The sequence below is a fragment of the Streptomyces sp. NPDC053426 genome (assembly GCF_055585405.1).
This window is the reverse complement of the sequence record NZ_JBVJKE010000003.1, coordinates 111,289-131,023: the sequence shown is the minus strand read 5'-3', so window position 1 is coordinate 131,023 and position 19,735 is coordinate 111,289. Positions and strand designations below refer to the sequence as shown.

Genomic DNA, 19,735 nt, shown 5'->3' with positions numbered 1-19,735 from the left:
CCCCTGGAACGGGTCGGTTCGCGGGACGCCGGTTGACCGGGATTCCTTGCGCGGCAGGGAACTTGGGCTTCGGTTGTCCACAGGTATCCACACTCCCGGGGAGTTATCCACAGGGTGTGGGGAAGATCTGTGGACTTCGGAATTGATCGCTCCGAAACGTCTGATCAAAGCCGAGGATTCCCAGGACAAACTCCCTTCCTCCCCACTTTTGAGTGGAAAAGGCTCACCCCAAAGGGTTGACCAAAGGAAAAGGGTGGACGAAGGAGGATGTGCGGGGTGATGAACGAGGTCATGCGCTGTGGGGCGATTTGTCGACTGAGTGGGGCTTCGGTGTCGACTTGTCCCCAGATGGAGAAGCGGACCTGTGGATAACTCCTGTGGACAACGAAAATCAGCAGGTAGGACCGGCCGGTCCTGTCAGAACCGGCCGTCCTGGCACCGCGCGACCCAGTCCGCCGCCCCCGCGAACTCCTCGTCCGACGTCCCGGGGAACGGCGGGCGCACCTCCCCGGGACGCACGTCCGCACGCGGGTACGAGCCGAGGAAACGCACCTGCAGACAGATCCGCTTGAGCCCCGTCAGCGCCTCGGCCATCCGGCGGTCCGAGATGTGCCCCTCGGCGTCGATGCAGAAGCAGTAATTGCCGATCCCCGCACCGGTCGGCCGGGACTGGAGCAGCATCAGGTTGATGCCACGGGAGGCGAACTCCCCCAGCAGATCGCGCAGAGCGCCGGGGTGGTCGTCGCGCTGCCACAGCACGACGGACGTCTTGTCGGCGCCCGTGGGCGCGGCGGGCCGGGCCGGACGGCCCACCAGCACGAACCTGGTCTGGGCGTTCTCCGCGTCGTGGATCCCCGTCTCCAGCGCCTCCAGGCCGTACCGGGCGGCGGCGAACTCACCGGCGAAGGCGGCGTCGTACCGGCCCTCCTGGACCAGTCGCGCACCGTCCGCGTTGGAGGCGGCCGATTCCCAGACGGCGTCCGGGAGGTGCGTCTTGAGCCAGTTGCGGACCTGCGGCTGGGCGGCCGGGTGGGCGGTGACCGTCTTGATGTCCGACAGCTTGGTGCCCGGACGGACGAGCAGCGCGAAGGTGATCGACAGCAGCACCTCGCGGTAGATCATCAGCGGGGTGCCCGCGACCAGTTCGTCGAGGGTGGTGGTGATGCCGCCCTCGACGGAGTTCTCGATGGGGACGAACGCGGCCTCGGCCTCGCCGACGCGCACCGCGTCGAGCGCGGACTGCACGGACACGTACGGGATCAGCTCACGGGTGGCCGCCTCGGGAAGCGTGCGCAGGGCGACTTCGGTGAAGGTGCCCTCTGGGCCGAGATACGCATAGCTCGCTGGCATGACCTCACCCTAATGGGCCCCGGCCGTCGGCAGCCCCGCCAGAGCTCTCAGGGGTGACACGGGACGGTTCTCACCCCTCCAGCAGCCGCTGCCCCACATACTCGCCCTCCGCCGCGCCGCCCGGCACCGCGAACAGCCCGCTCGCCTCGTGGCGGACGAACGGCGTCAGGGCGTCGCCCCGGTCGAGCTTGCGCTGCACCGGCACGAAGCCGCGCAGCGGATCGGCCTGCCAGCAGATGAACAGCAGTCCCGCGTCCGGCGCCCCGTCCGCGTCGATGCCGTCGTGGTACGAGAACGGGCGGCGGAGCATGGCGGCGCCGCCGTTCTGGTCGGGCCGGGTGATCCTCGCGTGGGCGTTGAACGGGACGACCAGGTTGCCCCGGGAATCCGTCTTTTCCAGGTCCATCTCGGACGTCTCGGTGCCTCCGGACAGCGGTGCCCCGTCGGACTTGCGGCGCCCGATGACGCTCTCCTGCTCCTTGAGCGGCAGTTTCTCCCAGTCGTCCAGCAGCATGCGGATACGGCGTACGACGACGTAGGAGCCGTTCGCCATCCAGGCCGGCTCGCCCTCCCCGGGGACGAAGATCCGCTCGTCGAAGTCGGACTCGGCGGGCTTGGGGTTGCGGGTGCCGTCGACCTGGCCCATCAGGTTGCGGGCGGTCATGGGACGGTCGGTGGCGCCGGGTGAGCGGTTGAAGCCGTTCATCTGCCAGCGCACCTTCGCCGCGGAGCCCGCGTCCTTCTGGACGGCGCGCAGGGCGTGGAAGGCCACGAGGGCGTCGTCGGCGCCGACCTGTACCCACAGGTCGCCGTTGCTGCGGGCCTTGTCGAGGTGGTCGGAGGAGAAGTCGGGCAGCGGGTCCAGGGCGACCGGGCGCTGCTTCTCCAGGCCGGTGCGGGCGAAGAAGCTGTGGCCGAAGCCGAAGGTGAGGGTCAGTGAGGAGGGGCCGGCGTCACGGGCCACGCCGGTGTCGTCCTGCGCGCTGGCCTCGCCCGCCATCAGCCGGCGCGCGGTGTCCGACCAGCGGCGCAGCAGGGCGGCAGCCTCCTTGCGTCCTGCCCCGGGGGCGAGGTCGAAGGCGATGAGGTGGCCGCGGGCCTGGAGCGGCTGGGTGATGCCGGGCTGATGTTTCACGTGAAACTCGACCCGGCTGTCGCCCACCGACGTCAGCGGGGTGGCTCCGGCGGGTGCCGTCGCGTATCCCGCGGCCCCGCCCGCCGCCCCGAGGACGAGCCCGGTGGCGCCGGCCGTGCCGAGCAGTCGGCGCCGGGAGATGCCGTTCCCTGTGGTCCGGTCCCGGGGCTCCTCCTGGGGTGCTCCGGGGGTCCGGGCCTGGGGAAGGGTCTGGTCAGCCATGGTGGTTCAGCCGATCTTCGTGTTCTTCGAGACGGTCACCTGGTCGATGTCGGAGGTCCGCACGGTCACCTCGACCTTCCAGTCGCCCGTCATGGGGATCTGTACTCCGCTCGCCGACCAGTGTCCGGTGGTGATGTGGTCGGGGACGACGGGCAGCGGCCCGATGTCCTTGGCGGAGAGGGTGAAGGCGACCTTCACCTCGGGGATGTCGAAGGCCTGGCCGTCCGGGCCCTCCACGTAGACGTGCATGTCGTTGTCGCCGACCCGGGCGGGGTCGAGGTCGATCGTGACGACGCCCTTGCCGTTCTCGCCGCCGGTGTCGAAGGGCATGTTCAGCGTCACCGCGCCGGTGCCCTGGCCGGTCGAGGCGGACGACGAGGACGAGGCGGAGGTGGCCGCCGCGGCCTCCTGCTCGGTGCGTCCCGGTTCGGTCTGCGTCAGCACGGTGGTGACGGCGAGCAGGACGACGGCGATGCCCGCCTCGGCGAGTACGGAGCGGCGCAGACCGAAGCGGTTGGGGTCGGCGTCACGCAGCCGTTTTTGCCGGGCGCTCTCCATCGCGGCCCGCTGGCGGGCGAGCTGAGCGGCCCGGACGTCGTCGCCCTTTTCGGATCCGGCTTCGTCCTTCCCGGACTCGCCGTTCCCGGCTTCGTCCTTCCCGGCTCCGGTGGCTTTGCCTGCCCCTGCCGGCTGCTTCTCCTTCTCCTTCTCCCTTTCCTCTTCCTCCTCGCGCGCCGCCGGGGCCGGTGCCTTTGCCAGCCGTGCCGTCCAGCGCCGTGAGATCGAGGCGATCGCGACCATCACCACCACGAGCCCGATCTTGGCGAGCAGCAGTTGCCCGTACCGGGTGTCGGTCAGCGCCGACCAGGAGCCGAGCTGTCGCCAGCTCTGGTAGACGCCGGTGACGACCAGCGTCACCACGCTGCCGAAGGCGAGCCGCGAGAACCGCTGGACGGCGTCCCGGTCGACCGGGGTGTCGGCGGGCGCCCGGTAGAGGGCGACGAGCAGGGTGGTGAGTCCGCCGAGCCAGGCGGCGACGGCCAGCAGGTGGAGCACGTCGACGGGCATGGCGATGCCCGGCTGGAGTCCCTGGGAGGCGTGCTCGGACATGGCCCAGCTCGCGGCGAGCCCGGCCGCCACGACCGTCCCGCCGATCGCCAGCCCGAAGGTCAGGTCCCGCTTCTCCTCGGCCTCCCGCTTGTCATAGGCGCCGAACAGCACCGCGATGAACAGGGCCGCCGCGGCGAGCAGCAGCAGCCGGGAGACCAGTGCCGCGCCGGTCTTCGTCTGGAGCACGTCTCCGAGCAGCGACAGGTCGAAGACGTCGCCGACCTTCCCGGAGGTGGTGTAGGAGCCGCGCAGGAGCAGCAGTGCGAGTGTGGCCGCGGTGAGCGCCAGCCATCCGGAGACGACCAGCCGCTGTACCGCCCGCACCCCGGCGCCGCGTCCCCAGCAGGCGAGCACGAAGGCGGCCCCGCCGGCCATGACGACGAAGCCGGCGTACGACACGTAGCGGCCGATGCCGTACAGCCGGCCGACCAGGCCGTCGTCGGAGGCCTGTGCGGAGGCGGAGACGGAGGTCTCGGAGGGGGCGCCGATGGAGAAGGTGAAGGCACCGGCGACGGGATGGCTGTCCGCGGACACCACCTGGTAGGCCACGGTGTACGTGCCGTCGGGCAGCCCGCTGAGCAGCCGCACGGTGTACGTCGTGCCGCTGAGGTTGGCCGGGTCGCCCTTGTCGACCCGCTTGCCCTTGGGGTCGAGGACGCGCACGGCGTCGTCGCTCACCGCGATCTGCTCGGAGAAGGTGAGCGAGACCTGGGTGGGCGCCGTGTCGACCACCGCCCCCTGCCCGGGATCGCTGCCGGTCAGCGCGGCGTGCGCGGAGGCGGGAGCGGCTCCGGCGAGGAGCGCGCCGGTGACCGCCAGGAGCAGCAGCACCAGGATCCGCACGCGGGGGGCGATGGTCTGGGTCACAGGGGTGTCTCCCTCAGTGTCCGGTCTTCGGGGTGTAGGTGGCGGGCTTCACCGGTATCTCGACCGTGACGGGGTCCGACTCGGCGAAGCGCAGCTCGACGGAGACCTTCTGACCCTGCTTCGGCTTCCGCTTGAGCTGCTCGAACATCAGATGGCTGCCGCCGCTCTCCAGCACCAGGCTGCCGTGGGCCGGGATGTCGAGGGCCTCGGTCTCCTGCATGGCCCCGTCGACGGTCTCGTGCACGGTGACCTGGCCGGCGATGTCGCTGCTGACCGAGGTCAGCCGGTCCGCGGAGTCGCCGTCGTTGGTGATGGTGAGGAAGCCGGCGGCCATGTCGGAGACCGGCTGCGGCATGTACGCGGAGCCGACGGACAGCTCCGCCGCGCCGTCGTCCGAGCCGCCGCAGCCGGTCAGGGTCAGGGCCAGTGCCCCGGCGACGACCATGGCCGCGGCTGCCGGGCGCCTCACGGGTTCTCGCCCTTGATGATCTTGGGGAGGTCCTTGGTGTAGTCCTCGACGGTGGCGTCCTCGCCGTAGAGGACGTAACCGCCGTCGGTCTTCGGCGAGAAGGCGACGACCTGGGTGCCGTGGTCGGAGACGGTCTTGCCGTTGTCGTCCTTGCGCGGCGGGTCGATCGAGATGCCGAGGGTGCGGGCGCCGGCCTGGATGGTGTCGAAGTCGCCGGTCAGGCCGACGACCTGGGAGTCGATGCCCTTGAGCCACTTGCCCAGCGCGGCGGAGGTGTCACGCTCCGGGTCGGTGGTGACGAACACGATCCGCAGCTCGTCCTGCTGCTCCTGGGGGAGCTGCTTCTTGGCCACGGCGAGGTTGCTCATCGTCAGCGGGCAGACGTCGGGGCAGTGCGTGTAGCCGAAGTAGATCAGCGTGGGCCGGCCCGCGGTCTGCTCGCGGAGGTCGTACTCCTCGCCGTTGGTGTCGGTGAGGACGAGGTCCGGCTTCTCGAACGGCTTGTCGAGGACGGTGGCCGCCTTCTGGGCGCCGGCCTCCTCGGACACCACGGCGACGGGGTCACCGCTGTCGTTGTCACCGCTCCCGCAGGCGGAGAGGGTGAGGGAGGCGACGGCGAGCAGGGCCGCGGCCGCGAAGGTCTTCTTGCGCATGGATGGTCCTGAGAGGTGAGTGCTCCGGCGCGCACCGGGAGGTCACGTGGGCCGTGAGCGACCCGGTGCGCGCCGTCCAGATGAGGAATGGGGTCAGACGGTGGTGCGCCGACGGCCGGCGAGGACGCCGTAGGCGACGCCCGCGGCGCCGACCACGATGCCGACGACGCCCAGGACGCGGGCGGTGGTGTCCGTACCGCCGGAGTCGCCCTCGTCGCCGGAGGCGGAGGTCTGGGCGGAGGCGTTCTCGGCCGCCGCGGTGTCGCCGGAGGCCTTGTCGTCGTCCGCGGCGCCGTGCGAGTGGCCGTCCTCGGAGGCCTCGGACAGGGTGAGCACGGGAGCCGGGTGCTCGGGCTCCTCCTGGCCCTCCTGCGGTACCTCGATCCAGCGGACGACCTCCTTGTTGGAGTACGTCTGCAGGGCCTTGAAGACGAGTTCGTCGGCGTCCTCGGGCAGCGTGCCGACGGACACCGGGAACTTCTGGAAGAAGCCGGGCTCGATGCCGTCGCCCTTGGCGGTCCAGGTGACCTTGGAGACGGCTTCGTTGATCTTCTTGCCGTGCATCTCCAGCGGCTTGTCCAGCTTGGACGTGGTGACCTCGACGTCCCAGCCCTCGACCGGCTGCGGCATCACGGACGCCAGCGGGTGGTCCGTGGGGAAGGTGACCTCGAGCTTGGTGGTCGAGGCGTCGTCCCGCTCGTTGGGGACCTTGAAGCCGACGACCGCGTAGTCGCCCTTCGCGGCCTCACCCTCCGGCTGGACGCTGACGTGCGCGAAGCAGGGGGTGGACACGGCGAGGACGGCGGCGCCGGCGACGGCACCGGCGGCGGCGATACGGGAAGCCTTCATGGCAGAAGCACTCCGCTTCGGTTGAGGTTTCACTGACGGTGAGGGATGTGCCGCGCGTACGGCCGGACGGGCCTGTCGGGCAGGACGGCCGGGCGCACACGGAAACGGCCGCACGCGCGCGTGCCGCACGCCGGCGCCCCTCTCCTCGGCTCCTCGGCCGGAAACCCGGAGTGGTGGTCGCCTCGCGTCAGGCGGCGAGAGCGAGTGCGGTGCCGGCGGCCGGCGGGCCCCGGCGGATCACCGTGTGGTGCAGCCCGGCGGAACGGGGCGGAAGCGGGGCGAGCAGTGCGGTGCGCGCCATGCGCGGGGCCTCTTCCGGGGTTCCCGGGAGCCCGGCGCGCAGGGCACGCACCAGGGCGAGCGCCGCGCGGAGGGACCGTACGAGGGCGCCCTCGGCGACACCGTGCGCCGACAGTTCGGCCAGCCGCAGCAGGGCCAGGTCACCGCGGCGCAGCAGCCATCCCGCGGCCAGCGCCGTGAGGACGTGGCCGAGCAGCATCGGCAGTGACGGCAGCAGGGACGCCGGGACGTCCGCGGCGGTCTGCGCGTGGGTGGCGGCCCCGGCACGGTGGACCCGCGCGTCGATGAGGATGCGCTCGGCCTGTGCGGGGCTGAGCCCCGCCGCGGCGGTCCCGCACAGCAGCCGCGCGGCCCGCTCGACCAGCGCGGCGTCGGAGAGCGCGGACGACGAACCCGTGGCGGACGTGCCGTGCTGCCCCAGTCCGAACAGCGTGTGCAGGGCCGTCTGGCCGCACGTCAGCAGTACCGCGGTCCCCGGCAGTGACCGGGTGCGTCCGGTGAGCGGCGCGGCGAGTGCGAGGGCCCCGAGGAAGCCCGCGCCCAGCGTCCACAGCGGTACGGCGCTGCGGGAGGCGAGCGTGTGCCCCGCTCCGGCCAGCACGACGCAGACCGCGGCGAACACCGCGGCCCGCAGGATCCGGAGGCCTCGTCCGGAGCGTGTCGTACGCGGGTGGGGGGCAGACATGGCGCGCTCATCATCGCACCGGCCCACCGGCCGCCGTACGGCAGGTCCGCAAGATGAGGTACGACCGGAAGGTCACCTCTGTTACGACACGCCCCGCATACACCGATCGGATCCACGACACACCCGCCATATGGGCGGTGTCACGTCAACTTCACGCTTACCGGCGAGCACTCAGGGCAATACGTAACGGTATGTCGAGCCGCAGCCAGGAGGCTGGAGCATGAGCATCTGGTGGTCACTCCATCTGCGGCGCGACGCCGCCAGCGTGCCGCTCGCCCGGCGCCTGCTGCTCGGCACCATGGAGACCGCGGGTGTCGACCCCGACATCTCCTACGACTTGTCAGTCGCCCTCAGCGAGGCCTGCGCGAACGCGGTCGAGCACGGCGGGGACACCGCGCGGGACGGCGCCTCGGAGGCGTTCCGGGTGACCGCCTACCTCGACGGCGAGAAGTGCCGCATCGAGGTCGCCGACGCGGGCCCCGGCTTCCCCGGCGCGACCGGGAGCCGCCCCCGCCCGCCGGCCCGTCCCGCGCCGTCCGACGCGGAGCACGGACGGGGTCTGTGCCTCATCCGGGAGCTCGCCGACCACGTCCACATCGGCAACAAGCCGGGCCGGGGCGGCGCGGTGGTGAGCTTCGACAAGATCCTCAAGTGGCGCGAGGACGCCCCGCTCGTCGCGGTGTAGCGAGTCGCGGGGCGGCAGCGGAAACGGGAAGGAACGGGAACGGCCGGGCACGCGCGCGTGCCCGGCCGTCGTGCCGTACGTCAGCCCTTCAGGGCCGCCATCCACGCCTCGACCTCGTCCGACCGCCGGGGCAGCCCGTCGGACAGGTTCCGGTTGCCGTCCGCCGTGACGAGGATGTCGTCCTCGATGCGGACGCCGATGCCGCGGTACTCCTCGGGCACGGTCAGGTCGTCGGCCTGGAAGTACAGGCCCGGCTCGACGGTGAGCACCATGCCGGGCTCCAGCGTGCCGTCGACGTACGTCTCGGTCCGCGCGGCGGCGCAGTCGTGGACGTCCATGCCGAGCATGTGACCGGTGCCGTGCAGCGTCCAGCGGCGCTGCAGCCCCAGCTCCAGCACCCGCTCCACCGGGCCCTCGACCAGGCCCCACTCGACGAGCCGTTCGGCCAGCACGCGCTGGGCGGCGTCGTGGAAGTCGCGGTACTTGGCGCCCGGCTTCACCGCCGCGATACCGGCCTCCTGGGCGTCGTACACGGCGTCGTAGATCTTCTTCTGCAGCTCGCTGTACGTCCCGCTGATCGGCAGCGTGCGCGTGACGTCGGCCGTGTAGTACGTGTGCGTCTCCACGCCCGCGTCGAGCAGCAGCAGGTCGCCGGAGCGGACCGGGCCGTCGTTGCGCACCCAGTGCAGCGTGCAGGCGTGCGGCCCGGCGGCGCAGATGGAGCCGTAGCCGACGTCGTTGCCCTCCACGCGGGCGCGCAGGAAGAACGTTCCCTCGATGTAGCGCTCGGACGTCGCCTCGGCCTTGTCGAGGACCTTCACGACGTCCTCGAAGCCGCGCACGGTGGAGTCGACGGCCTTCTGCAGCTCGCCGATCTCGAAGTCGTCCTTGACCAGCCGCGCCTCGGAGAGGAAGACGCGCAGCTCCTCGTCGCGCTCGGCGGTGACCTTGTCGGTCAGCGCCGCCTCGATCCCGGCGTCGTACCCGCGCACGACCCGCACCGGGCCGGTGGCCTCGCGCAGCGCGCCGGCCAGCTCGCGGACGTCGGAGGCGGGGATGCCGTACAGCTTCTCGGCCTCGGTGAGGGAGTGGCGGCGGCCGACCCACAGCTCGCCCTGCCCGTCCAGCCAGAACTCGCCGTTCTCGCGGTTGGAACGGGGCAGGAGGTAGATCGTCTCCTTGTGGCCGTCGGCCGTGGGCTCCAGGACGAGGACGCCGTCCTCCGTCTGGTTGCCCGTGAGGTAGGCGTACTCGACCGACGCGCGGAAGGAGTACTCCGTGTCGTTCGAACGCGTCTTCAGGTTGCCCGCGGGGACGACCAGACGCTCACCCGGGAAACGGGCGGAGAGCGCCGCGCGGCGGGCGGCGGTCTCGGCGGCCTGGGGGATCGGCCGCAGATCATGCAGCTCGGTGTCGGCCCAGCCGCTCCGCATGCTCTCGGCCAGCTCGTCGGACACGCCCGGGTACAGGCCGTTCTTGCGCTGCTTGACGGGCTCTTCCTCGGTGGTCTCCGGGGTCTCCGGCAGCTCCTCGGCCACGGTCATCCTCCTTGATACGGCACTGGACCACCCCCCATCGTACGGTCGGGCGGAAACGGCCGAATGGGGCACGGGCCGGTAGCGGAGAGGGACGGGACGGCTACTCGAACCGCGCCGCCAGCAGCACCACGTCCTCCCTGGAGTCCGCCGTGTCCGCGCCCTCGGGCAGCACCGCGCGCAGGACGTGGTCGGCGACGGCGCCGGGGTCGCGGCGCAGGGCCTTCGGCACCCCCGCCGCCGCCGTGTGCAGCCGCGCGAAGGCGCGGTCGGTCGGGTCGCCGGTGCGGTGCAGCAGTCCGTCGGTGTAGAGCAGCACCGTCTCCCCCGGCTCCGCCTGGACCTCCACGCTCGGCGCCTCCCAGCAGGCGAGCATGCCCAGCGGCGCGGAGACCGACGTCTCGACGAACTCGGTGCGGCGCTCGCCGAGCAGCAGCGGCGGGCTGTGCCCGGCGCCGGCCAGGGTGATCCGGCGCAGCGCGGGTTCGCAGTAGCCGAACAGGGCGGTGGCCGACCGGGCGGGCTCGGTGAGCCGCAGCAGCAGCTCCAGGTCGGACAGGACGGCGACCGGGTCCTCGCCCTCCATCACGGCGTACGCGCGCAGCGACGCCCGCAGCCGGCCCATCGCCGCGACCGCACTGGGTCCCGACCCGGTGACGGACCCGACGGCGAGACCGAGGGCCGCGTCCGGCAGCGGCAGCGCGTCGTACCAGTCGCCGCCCCCGCGCGGGGAGGTGCGGTGCCGCGCGGCGAGCTGGACGCCGGCGACCCGGGGGAGACGGGAAGGCAGCAGTTCCTCGGCCATCGTGGCCATGCACGCGCGTGTGTGCTCGAGTTCGAGGAGCCGGGCCAGGTGCTCGGCGGCGTGGCGGACGTACAGGCCCACGAGGTGGTGCTGCCGCTCCGACGGCTCGGCCGGCTCGTCGTAGAGCCACACCGCGGCGCCCAGGCGCCCGGCGGTCCCGGTGGCGAGGGGGAGGGTGAAGCTGGCGGCGTAGCCGAGGCGGGCGGCGACCTCGCGGTGCCGGGGGTCGAGGCCCTTCTCGGCGAACAGGTCGGGTTCGGCGATGCCGTCGTCGGCGCCGGGCAGCCCGTCGAGGATCCTGCCGTACGGCAGTGCGCCGCGCGGCACCGTCTCCATGTGGCCGAGATCCGCGCGGGCCAGTCCCAGGCCGATGGTGGTGGCCGGGCCGAGGCCGTCGGCGGGTTCCAGGGCGACGAGCCCGCGCCGCGCGCCCACCAGGGCGGCTCCCGCGCGCAGCAGCTCCTGGAGCGCCTCGTCGAGCGTGCTCGCGCGGGCCAGGCGTTCGGTGAGTTCGTGGAGGGTCGTGAGGTCGGAGACCCAGCCGGCGAGCCGGTCCTGGAGCAGCGCGCCCGGCGCGTTCTGGGGGTTTGCCGGGGGAGCCGGGGAGGTACCCGCGGTGACGGACGCGACAGTGTGTGCGGGTGAGGGAACCGTTGAATCGATTCCGGCCACTTTCGGAGGGTGCGGAGCGTTCATGGTGTCCGGCTTTCCGACCGGTACGTACTGCTCAAAAGCATCGCAAACCCCCATGTCATTCTGCGTCGCCGGCAGTGTCTCCACATGTACACGTACTCGTGAGGAGATGTCCAGCATTGTCCTGCTGGGATTCCTGGTGTCCGCGGGACTGGAGAGAACTCCCCGCAGACCCCTTGCCGAAATATGAAGTTGGCTTGAAACTGCCTCAGGGGGAGGCGTATTGCGGTCGACTGGCCTTGCTCGACGGAGCGTCACAACGGTCGTGATGGGTACGTACTCGGTGAAGGCCGGGGGTGGTCGGGAACCGCTCGGGAACCTGGCGACGGACCCGGGCGTCTTAACCATCGACGACCGTGCCCCATCCTCCCGTGGCGGAGGCGGAGAGAACCACGCGCGACGGCAAACGCCAGACTTCGCCACCCCCACGCCACGCCCGTACCTCTGATAGACGCGGTACGGGTGGAACGGCCGCGGAGGCAGCCCATGCTCGGCCCATAGGGGTACCCCCTGCCCGGCGCGGGGGTGTGATGCGCCCATAGGTACGCACAGTGAAGTGATCGACACATGACGTGATCTGGACCACGGTGTTGCCAGGCGTGCAACGGAAAGGAACGAGCGCTCATGCGCGAGATCCTCGGAAGGCGACGCAGGCCCCTGTCCCGGCGCGGCGACGGAGGGCCCGATCTGATCGGCGCGGCCCTGACCTTCGCCACGGACTGGCAGTGGCCCGTACTCCCGGGCGTGGCGGCGGACCCGCAGGGCCGGTCCCGCTGCGCCTGCCCCGACCCCGAGTGCACGGTGCCGGGTGCCCACCCGTTCGACCCCGGCCTCCTCGCCGCCACCACCGACGCGCGCATGGTGCGCTGGTGGTGGGGGAACCGGCCGACGGCGCCGATCGTCCTCGCCACCGGGGGCAAGGCCCCCTGTGCGGTGTCCCTGCCCGCCCTGCCGGCCGCCCGCGCCCTCGCCGCGCTCGACCGCCGCGGCATGCGGCTCGGCCCGGTCGTCGCCTCGCCGGCCCGCTGGTCGATCCTGGTGAAGCCGTACTCCATGGAGCAGCTCGGCGAGCTGCTGTACGCCAAGGACTTCGTCCCCGGCTCCCTCCGCTTCCACGGCGAGGGCGGCTACCTCGCGCTGCCCCCGTCCGAGACCGCGCAGGGCGGCATCCGCTGGGAGCGCGCGCCGCTGCCCGGCTCCGCCTCGCCGTGGCTGCCCGATGTCGAGGCGGTGGTGGACGCCGTGGTCGACGCCCTCACCCGTACGGGTGTGAGCGCGCCCGAGATGTAGCGGGTGCGCGCACGGCATCCCGGCCGGGAAGCGGTCTTTCCCCCGGACCGGGGTGTCCGCGTGCCTCGCGGGCGCCGTGGCGACCTGCGCGGTGCGCGGTCGTGTGCTGCCGTGGCGGGGCCGGCCGGTACGGTCCGCCGCACGCGGGACGTCAAGGTGCCGCTGCCGCCGACGAGGGTCATCCGTCCGGGCCCGGGCCCGGGGACCACACCGGTTCCGTACGGCCCACCGCGCGCGGCGACGGCGTGATGCCTCCGGCGACGCCTGGAGCGCCGTACCCGGCCTCATGGGATCCGGCGACGGAGGTACCGCGCCGGGAACGCTCCGCCGCGCACGAGGCGCCGGGTCGGGGTGGTCGAGGCCGGCGTCGTAAGGGGACCGCAGCCGTTGTGCTTCGGAAGCAACTCGCTTATAGCGACGGGCAGTTGACGGACGACCGCGTTCCGTGAACGGCGGCCGACACGCAAAGACCCGGTTGCTGGCGACGGGGGATGCACCAGCAACCGGGCTACTGGAACGGTAACAAGAGATCGGCGGTTAGCAAATTCGATCTCGGCCTTTCCGGTCACCGACTGGCTTGTCCGTGCCGGGAGTTGCGCATGGGGCCGATGGGGCGTGAAGGAGCGGTTCCGCCGGCCGGGCGGACGGCGGAACCGGGGGCACGGGCGGGCCTCAGCTCAGCGTGACCTGGCGATTCGTCAGACCGCCGCGCGCGCGGCGCTCGTCGGCGGTCAGCGGCGCGTCCGTGGCCAGCGCGGCGGCGAGCCGCTCGGCGAACTCGGCCGCCGGCTTCTCCACGTCCTCGGCGCCGACCCCGCTGGGCAGGTCCCAGACCGGCACGGTGAGCCCGTGAGCGCGGAAGGAGCCCACGAGACGGGTGCCCTCACCGAGGGAGGAGCCACCCGCCGCGTGCAGCCGCGCGAGAGCGTCCAGAAGCTGCTCCTCCGGATGCGGCATGACCCACCGCAGATGGTTCTTCTCGGGCGTCTCGCACCAGTACGCGGAGTCCACGCCCGACAGCTTGACGGTCGGGATGGCCGCGGCGTTGGCCCGCTCCAGGGAGGCGGTGACGTCCGGCGTGGCGTTCTCCGGGTCCGGGACCCAGAACTCGAACCCGCTGTGCACGACCGGCTCGAAAGCGCCCTCGGGGTCGAGCAGTTCCTGCAGCCGGGGGCCGTCGGCGGGGGCGCGCCGGGCCTGCACCGGAGTGCCCGGGGCGGCGGTGAGCGCGCGCTGCAGGGTGTCGGCGAGGTCGCGGCTGATGTCGCCGGAGGAGGTGTCGTTCTGCAGACCGAGCAGGACCGAGCCGTCGTCGCGGCGCAGGGCGGGCCAGGCCATCGGCAGCACCGTGGCCAGCGTGACCGACGGGACGCCCTCGGGCAGACCGTCCTTGAGCGTCAGTTCGACGGTGGCGGCCGGCACCAGCTCGCGCAGCGCCACCCAGTCGCATTCGCCCGGCAGGCCCTCGAACGGGCGGTGCACCAGCTCGGTCGCCGCGTGCGCGGCGGCACGGCCGTGGCAGGCCTTGTAACGGCGGCCGCTGCCGCACGGGCAGGGCTCGCGGGCGCCGACGACCGGGATCTGCCCGTCCGTGAGCTGCGGGCGCTTGGCCTTCGTCTGGGGTCGCTTCTTGGCCATCGTGGGTGTCTCCCGGTTACGGCTCGTCTCGTACGGGCGCGAGCCTAGCCGTTCACGTCACGGCCGACGGGAACCTGTGGACGACGTGCCGACCTGTGGACACCGCGGGCACCGCGCCGGAGCGGCGCCGTCTCCCCGTCCGGGGCCGCCCTCAGTCCAGGTCGTCGAAGACGTCCGCGAAGTCCAGCCCGGGTATGCGGGAGACCGCGGGCGCCGTCACCCGTGCGGCGAAGTCCTCGCGCCGGTGCCCGGCTCCGGCGTCCGGGTCGTACACGTCGTCGTGGACGACGACCCACACCGTGACCTCGCCCGGCACCTCGTCGCGTACGCCCCAGTCGTCGGCCAGCGCGGTGATGATGTTCAGCCCCCGGCCGCCGTGCGCCGTGACCGACGGGGTGGCCGGAGCCGGGCGGGTCGGGCCGCCGCCGTCCGTGACCTCCACGACGAGCCGTCCGCACGGGTCCACCCGCCAGGCGGCGCGTACGTCACCGTCCCCGGCCAGGGCGTCACCGAGCGGCCGGCCGTGTTTGCACGCGTTGCTCAGCAGCTCGGAAAGAATCAGTACGGCGTCGTCGACGACCGGTTCCGCCACCCCGCCGTCACGCAGCTGCGCGCGCATACGGCGCCTCGCCTGCCCCACGCCCGCAGGGCCATGGGGCACGGCCATGCTCGACGACGTGGGCACCTCCTGTGCCACCACCAACGCCACCCCCGAGACCTCCTTCGCCCCACGCCACGGTGTGGATGCCCCATGGGCCCGAACCGGAAACCGGTCGATCCGTGAGCGGTGACGCACTCCAAGCGATCGAACACGCACCGAACGCGCCGGAGCACTCCCCGTAGCCGTGTGGCTGGATTTCGTCGCTGTGGCCGAGATGTGAGGATGCGCCGGGATCGGGCACGGGGTCAAGACTCGTGCGCACTGCTCCTGGGGCCGGTGGGGCGGGTGGTGCGCCGCGCGGTCAGCGGCCGAGCTGGTCGAGCACCGCGCGGGGGCGGTTGGTGATGATGGCGTCCACACCGAGACGCACGCAGAGGTCCACGTCCTCCGGCTCGTTCACGGTCCACACGTGCACCTGGTGCCCGGACTGCTTCAGGCGCTCGATGAACACGGGGTGGCTGCGCACGATGCGGATCGAGGGCCCCGCGATCCGCACGCCGGTGGGCAGGCGCCCGTCGCGCAGCCGCGGCGAGACGAACTGCATCAGATGGACCGTGGGCAGCGTCGGCGAGGCGGCGCGCACGCGGTGCAGCGACCGCGCGGAGAAGCTCATCACGCGCACCGGGGAGTCCTCCGCGGCGGCGGGCGCGTCGAGACCGAACCGCTTGAGCAGGAGCAGCAGCCGCTCCTCCACCTGTCCCGCCCACCGCGTGGGGTGTTTGGTCTCGATCGCCAGCTCGACCCGGCGCCCGGCGTCGGAGACCAGCTCCAGCAGCCGCTCCAGGGTGAGGACGGAGGTGGCCTCCCGGTCCTCCGGGCGGTGCTCCCAGTCGGGCTCCTCGACGCGCGGCCCCCCGAAGGCGTCGCGGCTCTTCCAGGAGCCGAAGTCCAGGGCGGCCAGATCGGAGAGCTCGAGCGCCGACACCGCACCGCGCCCGTTGGACGTACGGTTGACGCGACGGTCGTGAACGCACACGAGGTGGCCGTCGGCGGTCAGGCGCACATCGCATTCGAGCGCGTCCGCACCGTCCTCGATCGCTTTGCGATACGCGGCCAGGGTGTGCTCGGGGGCGTCCTCGGAGGCCCCGCGGTGCGCGACGACTTGGGTCAGGTGCTGCCGTGCGTGGGTCACCGCGTCATGGTGCCACCGTGCACGGGTAGGCGGGTGCCCGGAGTGGGGTGAACGGTGTCGCCGTCCGGTCGGAGGCATCGAGTGGCGCGCCTTACGTGAGTAATGCCCTATATAAAGAATGGCCCCGGACCCACAGGAACGGCTTATGGTGCCCTGACGGCCCGTGGGAAAAGCTGACGTCATACAAAGAGACATGCACAGCTGCATCGCGCCGGACTCGTGGACGGGCGTGAACGAGCGTGAACGAGCGTGACCGAGTGCGACCGACAACAACAGCCGTGGATCGAGGAGAGAAGCTGTGAGCACCGAGAACGAGGGCACCGCGGTACCCCCGGCGCCGTCCGCACCGCCGCCCGCGCCGGTGGATGCTCCCGCTGCTCCGGCGCACCAGGGGCACCCGGCCCCGGGAGCGGCTCCGGACCCGGCCCCGCCCGCACCGCCGCAGGCACCCGCGCAGCACGTGGACCAGGGATACGGATCCGGCCCCCAGGCCCCGGCGAGCGAAACCAGTTGGGACCCGCACGGCGCCCACGGAGGCCAGGACCCCACCCCTCCCTCCTCCGCCCCTGACGCCTCCTGGCCCCCGCCCCCGCCGCCGTCCACCCCGTCGTACGGCGGTGGCGGTGACGGCGGCGCCGGGCACGGCTCGGGCGGCTGGGGCTCCTCCTACCAGCAGCCGGCGCCGAAGAACGGCGGCGGGCGCGGCCGTCTGCTCGCCGCGGTCCTGGTGGCCGCGCTGGTCGCGGGCGGCGCGGGCGGCGGCCTCGGCTACACGCTGGCCAAGGAGAACGACGGCAACGGCTCGACGACCGTCTCGGCGTCCACCAGCGGCGGCAACGTGAAGCGTGACCCGGGCACGGTCGCCGCCGTGGCCGCCAAGGCGCTGCCGAGCACGGTCACCATCGAGGCCGAGAGCAGCAGCGGCGAGGGCGGCACCGGCACGGGCTTCGTCTTCGACAAAGAGGGCCACATCGTCACCAACAACCACGTCGTGGCCGAGGCCGTCGACGGCGGCAAGGTGACGGCGACCTTCCCCGACGGCAAGAAGTACGACGCCGAGGTGGTCGGCCACGCACAGGGCTACGACGTCGCGGTCATCAAGCTGAACGACGCCCCCTCGGACCTGAAGCCGCTTCCCCTGGGCAACTCCGACGAGGTGGCCGTCGGCGACTCGACGATCGCCATCGGCGCGCCCTTCGGCCTGTCCAACACGGTGACGACGGGCATCATCAGCGCGAAGAACCGCCCGGTCGCCTCCAGCGACGGCAGCGGCAGCCAGGCGTCGTACATGAGCGCCCTGCAGACCGACGCGTCCATCAACCCGGGCAACTCCGGCGGCCCGCTGCTCGACGCGCAGGGCAACGTGATCGGCATCAACTCCGCGATCCAGTCCACCAGCAACGGCGGCTTCGGCACGGGACAGGCCGGCTCGATCGGCCTGGGCTTCGCCATCCCGATCAACCAGGCCAAGTACGTCGCCCAGGAACTGATCGAGACGGGCAAGCCGGTGTACGCCAAGATCGGCGCGTCGGTCTCCCTGGAGGACACGACGGGCGGTGCGAAGATCACCGAGCAGGGCGCGGGCGGCTCCGAGCCCGTCGACCCCGGCGGCCCCGCCGACAAGGCCGGCCTGCGGCCCGGCGACGTCATCACCAAGCTCGACGACCGGGTCATCGACTCCGGCCCCACCCTGATCGGCGAGATCTGGACCCACAAGCCGGGCGACGAGGTCACGATCACCTACGAGCGCGACGGCAAGGAACACACCACGGAACTCACCCTGGGCTCCCGCGTGGGCGACAGCTGACCTCACCCACGAACCCCGAACCCGTTACCCTTGTCCCCGCGCCGCCGATCACCGGCCGGCGCGGGGAGGCGTGCCCGAGCGGCCGAAGGGAACGGTCTTGAAAACCGTCGTGGCAGCGATGTCACCGTGGGTTCAAATCCCACCGCCTCCGCGCGACGAGCAGTGAGAACGGCCCCCGACCAGGTGCACGGTCGGGGGCCGTTGTGCGTTGTGGTGCTCGTGCGCGCTTCAGCGGGTGGGGGTGTCGCTGGACATCGTCAGGTCTGATCTTGTTGCTTCATGGAGGGCGTTCAGCGCCTTCACCAAGGGGATCGGGCGAAGTCCGGCCGTCCCGTTCGAGGGGACGCGTGCTGTTCCGAGGAGTTCCCGGGGCCGCTGGTCGACGGTGTGTGCGGCGGTGGTGGCCTTGTCGTCGCTCAGCAGGACGAAGGTCTCGAAGAGGATCGATCTCCTCTTCTCGTTCCCCTCCATCTCGGTCGGCGCGTCCCACCGGGTGGCCAGGCCGGACGACGTACCCGCGCGGGAACCTTCCGGCCGGGGAGTGCGGGTCAGGGGCGTTCGCGGGTGGCCGGGTTGTTCAGGCAGAGGGCGATGTTGCGGACCGCGGCGGTGAGTTCCTCGATCACCCGGGCCGCCTGCTCGGCGTTGTGGAAGGACGGGGTTCCTGTCAGCGCCAGATCCAGTTCCCGCGCGGACTGGAGGGCCGGTCCGAGGCCTTCGAGGGAAGGGGAGGCGGGGGCGGGCGCCTCGGCCGGCGTGGTGGCGGGCGCGCTCGTACCGGCCGCGGGAAGAGGCCCGGGGGGCGTCGGGTCCGCCGCGGGTGCGCCGGAGACCACGGGTGTGCCGGAGACCACGGGTGTGCCGGGGGCCGCGGGTGCCGGCTGGTGTGCCGGCTCGGGCGCGGTCGGGGGTGCCGACGGAGTGGTCGGGGGTGCCGACGGGGGCGCCGACGGGGCGGTCGGCGGTGTGCCGGTCCCCGGGTCTGTCCGGCGTCCGTCGAACGGGGCGGGGAAGGCGCCGAAGTCGCCGGTCACGGAGGCGCATTCCTCCGCTTCCGGCCGGTGCGGGTCCTGGAGGGTCCGCCGGTCGTGCGGGGACACGTCCGGCGCGTGGCGCGTGCGGGGGAGTACGAAGTGCTCGAAACCCGGGAACGAGGGGGTGGCGGGGTGGGCGGAGGAGCGCGGGTTGTACTCGGCCTGCCACTGCATGCGGTAACGGTCGACCTGGTCGGCGCAGGCCGTGCGGGCGTGGAAGACGGCCGTGTCCTCCCCCAGGTCCGGGTACCAGAGGTTCGGGCCCGGGAAGCGCACGGTCCGCACCCGCGGCCTGATCGGCTCGGCGCACCCCATGCAGCAGCCCTCCGGCACCATGAGCGGGATGCCGCCGTCCTGTTCCGGCCAGCGGGGGCCGCCCTCCCAGCGGTACTCCCCGTGGTGGCAGGGCGGCAGCTCGCCGCAGGCGCGGCAGACGGCGTAGTGCTCGGGGAGGACCCGCCAGTCGTGGCTGGCGGGAGCGCACCAGTGCTTCGGTGTGGAACGGGGCAGGTTCTCGTTGCGCAGCACCAGCACCACCGGGCGCTTGTAGAACTCGGCCCGCTCGGGGGCCGGTTTGACCGCCTGGTTGTTGGCCCGCCGCAGTTCGTTGGCGTGCCACCACAGTTCCACGTGGTCGCGCCAGGCCTTCTCGTAGGAGTCCGGCCACCAGTTGCCCGGGTAGCCGTTGATCTCCAGGATCCGCCACCCCTGCCGGTCCAGTACCACGATGGAGCCGGCTCGCAGTCGCATGTGCGTTCCGTTGTCCCCCTCGTCCGGCCAGTCGTGACGGCCGATACGAGTGGGCTGGTCTGGGA

At 72.2% G+C, this 19,735-nt stretch carries 17 protein-coding genes and 1 tRNA gene; 4 read left to right on the top strand and 14 right to left on the bottom strand.

Annotation, left to right across the window (positions count from 1 at the left end; translation table 11 throughout):
- Positions 1 to 417: 417 nt before the first annotated feature.
- From pheA to ACZ62B_RS07505, 7 genes are all read right to left on the bottom strand, one after another.
- Positions 418 to 1,350, bottom strand: a complete 933-nt coding sequence (gene pheA / locus ACZ62B_RS07535) for a prephenate dehydratase (RefSeq protein ID WP_344569868.1) — start codon at positions 1,348 to 1,350, stop codon at positions 418 to 420.
- Between the two features lie 70 nt (positions 1,351 to 1,420).
- Complete coding sequence (gene efeB, locus ACZ62B_RS07530) at positions 1,421 to 2,707, bottom strand: iron uptake transporter deferrochelatase/peroxidase subunit (protein WP_344569872.1); 1,287 nt, start codon at positions 2,705 to 2,707, stop codon at positions 1,421 to 1,423.
- A 6-nt stretch (positions 2,708 to 2,713) separates the two neighbouring features.
- The gene (locus ACZ62B_RS07525; RefSeq protein ID WP_468883847.1) at positions 2,714 to 4,684 is read right to left on the bottom strand and encodes a copper resistance CopC/CopD family protein; all 1,971 of its coding nucleotides are present in this window, start codon (positions 4,682 to 4,684) and stop codon (positions 2,714 to 2,716) included.
- Between the two features lie 13 nt (positions 4,685 to 4,697).
- Positions 4,698 to 5,153, bottom strand: coding sequence for a copper chaperone PCu(A)C (locus ACZ62B_RS07520; RefSeq protein WP_468721166.1), 456 nt, complete (start codon positions 5,151 to 5,153; stop codon positions 4,698 to 4,700).
- Entirely contained in the window at positions 5,150 to 5,806 is a 657-nt protein-coding gene (locus tag ACZ62B_RS07515) for an SCO family protein (protein ID WP_344569878.1), read from the bottom strand. Before ACZ62B_RS07515 ends, ACZ62B_RS07520 begins: the two co-directional genes overlap by 4 nt.
- A 93-nt stretch (positions 5,807 to 5,899) precedes the next feature.
- On the bottom strand, positions 5,900 to 6,655 hold the full coding sequence (locus ACZ62B_RS07510) for a YcnI family copper-binding membrane protein (protein WP_344569880.1): 756 nt from the start codon (positions 6,653 to 6,655) through the stop codon (positions 5,900 to 5,902).
- 187 nt (positions 6,656 to 6,842) lie between these two features.
- Positions 6,843 to 7,640, bottom strand: coding sequence for a hypothetical protein (locus ACZ62B_RS07505; protein WP_469689410.1), 798 nt, complete (start codon positions 7,638 to 7,640; stop codon positions 6,843 to 6,845).
- 220 nt (positions 7,641 to 7,860) lie between these two features.
- On the opposite strand from ACZ62B_RS07505, the gene ACZ62B_RS07500 reads away from it, so the two are divergent.
- Positions 7,861 to 8,325 (top strand): ATP-binding protein, encoded by a 465-nt coding sequence (locus ACZ62B_RS07500; RefSeq protein ID WP_344569884.1) that lies wholly within the window; start codon positions 7,861 to 7,863, stop codon positions 8,323 to 8,325.
- An 80-nt stretch (positions 8,326 to 8,405) separates the two neighbouring features.
- Here the strand turns inward: ACZ62B_RS07500 and ACZ62B_RS07495 are convergent, their stop codons facing one another.
- Both ACZ62B_RS07495 and ACZ62B_RS07490 read right to left on the bottom strand, forming a co-directional pair.
- A complete protein-coding gene (locus tag ACZ62B_RS07495) occupies positions 8,406 to 9,869 on the bottom strand; it encodes an aminopeptidase P family protein (RefSeq protein ID WP_344569886.1) in 1,464 nt (487 codons plus the stop codon).
- A 94-nt stretch (positions 9,870 to 9,963) separates the two neighbouring features.
- A complete protein-coding gene (locus tag ACZ62B_RS07490) occupies positions 9,964 to 11,478 on the bottom strand; it encodes a PP2C family protein-serine/threonine phosphatase (RefSeq protein WP_469689409.1) in 1,515 nt (504 codons plus the stop codon).
- 504 nt (positions 11,479 to 11,982) lie between these two features.
- On the opposite strand from ACZ62B_RS07490, the gene ACZ62B_RS07485 reads away from it, so the two are divergent.
- Positions 11,983 to 12,648, top strand: coding sequence for a bifunctional DNA primase/polymerase (locus ACZ62B_RS07485; RefSeq protein WP_344569890.1), 666 nt, complete (start codon positions 11,983 to 11,985; stop codon positions 12,646 to 12,648).
- Between the two features lie 672 nt (positions 12,649 to 13,320).
- Here the strand turns inward: ACZ62B_RS07485 and ACZ62B_RS07480 are convergent.
- From ACZ62B_RS07480 to ACZ62B_RS07470, 3 genes are all read right to left on the bottom strand, one after another.
- Positions 13,321 to 14,286 carry a DUF5926 family protein gene (locus ACZ62B_RS07480; RefSeq protein WP_468887364.1) on the bottom strand — a complete coding sequence of 322 codons (966 nt, stop codon included), beginning with the start codon at positions 14,284 to 14,286 and terminating at the stop codon, positions 13,321 to 13,323.
- 151 nt (positions 14,287 to 14,437) lie between these two features.
- A complete protein-coding gene (locus ACZ62B_RS07475; protein WP_344569894.1) occupies positions 14,438 to 15,082 on the bottom strand; it encodes an ATP-binding protein in 645 nt (214 codons plus the stop codon).
- 166 nt (positions 15,083 to 15,248) lie between these two features.
- Positions 15,249 to 16,079: a glycerophosphodiester phosphodiesterase gene (locus tag ACZ62B_RS07470; protein WP_344569896.1), complete on the bottom strand. Its 831-nt coding sequence runs from the start codon at positions 16,077 to 16,079 to the stop codon at positions 15,249 to 15,251.
- 298 nt (positions 16,080 to 16,377) lie between these two features.
- Between ACZ62B_RS07470 and ACZ62B_RS07465 the strand changes: the two genes are divergently transcribed.
- Together ACZ62B_RS07465 and ACZ62B_RS07460 are read left to right on the top strand one after the other, a co-directional pair.
- Complete coding sequence (locus tag ACZ62B_RS07465; RefSeq protein WP_469689408.1) at positions 16,378 to 17,886, top strand: S1C family serine protease; 1,509 nt, start codon at positions 16,378 to 16,380, stop codon at positions 17,884 to 17,886.
- Positions 17,887 to 17,950: 64 nt separating this feature from the next.
- Positions 17,951 to 18,037, top strand: a tRNA-Ser gene (locus ACZ62B_RS07460).
- A gap of 77 nt (positions 18,038 to 18,114) precedes the next feature.
- Here ACZ62B_RS07460 and ACZ62B_RS07455 read toward each other — a convergent pair.
- Complete coding sequence (locus ACZ62B_RS07455) at positions 18,115 to 18,357, bottom strand: hypothetical protein (protein WP_468721147.1); 243 nt, start codon at positions 18,355 to 18,357, stop codon at positions 18,115 to 18,117.
- A 77-nt stretch (positions 18,358 to 18,434) separates the two neighbouring features.
- Positions 18,435 to 19,670 carry a hypothetical protein gene (locus ACZ62B_RS07450; RefSeq protein WP_469689407.1) on the bottom strand — a complete coding sequence of 412 codons (1,236 nt, stop codon included), beginning with the start codon at positions 19,668 to 19,670 and terminating at the stop codon, positions 18,435 to 18,437.
- Positions 19,671 to 19,735: the final 65 nt, after the last annotated feature.

Bases quoted from the DNA above. Each gene is read 5' to 3' on its own strand.
- pheA (WP_344569868.1), bottom strand. From the start codon at position 1,350: ATGCCAGCGAGCTATGCGTATCTCGGCCCAGAGGGCACCTTCACCGAA.
- efeB (WP_344569872.1), bottom strand. From the start codon at position 2,707: ATGGCTGACCAGACCCTTCCCCAGGCCCGGACCCCCGGAGCACCCCAG.
- ACZ62B_RS07515 (WP_344569878.1), bottom strand. From the start codon at position 5,806: ATGCGCAAGAAGACCTTCGCGGCCGCGGCCCTGCTCGCCGTCGCCTCC.
- ACZ62B_RS07510 (WP_344569880.1), bottom strand. From the start codon at position 6,655: ATGAAGGCTTCCCGTATCGCCGCCGCCGGTGCCGTCGCCGGCGCCGCC.
- ACZ62B_RS07505 (WP_469689410.1), bottom strand. From the start codon at position 7,640: ATGTCTGCCCCCCACCCGCGTACGACACGCTCCGGACGAGGCCTCCGG.
- ACZ62B_RS07500 (WP_344569884.1), top strand. From the start codon at position 7,861: ATGAGCATCTGGTGGTCACTCCATCTGCGGCGCGACGCCGCCAGCGTG.
- ACZ62B_RS07495 (WP_344569886.1), bottom strand. From the start codon at position 9,869: ATGACCGTGGCCGAGGAGCTGCCGGAGACCCCGGAGACCACCGAGGAA.
- ACZ62B_RS07490 (WP_469689409.1), bottom strand. From the start codon at position 11,478: ATGCTGGACATCTCCTCACGAGTACGTGTACATGTGGAGACACTGCCG.
- ACZ62B_RS07485 (WP_344569890.1), top strand. From the start codon at position 11,983: ATGCGCGAGATCCTCGGAAGGCGACGCAGGCCCCTGTCCCGGCGCGGC.
- ACZ62B_RS07480 (WP_468887364.1), bottom strand. From the start codon at position 14,286: ATGGCCAAGAAGCGACCCCAGACGAAGGCCAAGCGCCCGCAGCTCACG.
- ACZ62B_RS07455 (WP_468721147.1), bottom strand. From the start codon at position 18,357: ATGGAGGGGAACGAGAAGAGGAGATCGATCCTCTTCGAGACCTTCGTC.
- ACZ62B_RS07450 (WP_469689407.1), bottom strand. From the start codon at position 19,670: ATGCGACTGCGAGCCGGCTCCATCGTGGTACTGGACCGGCAGGGGTGG.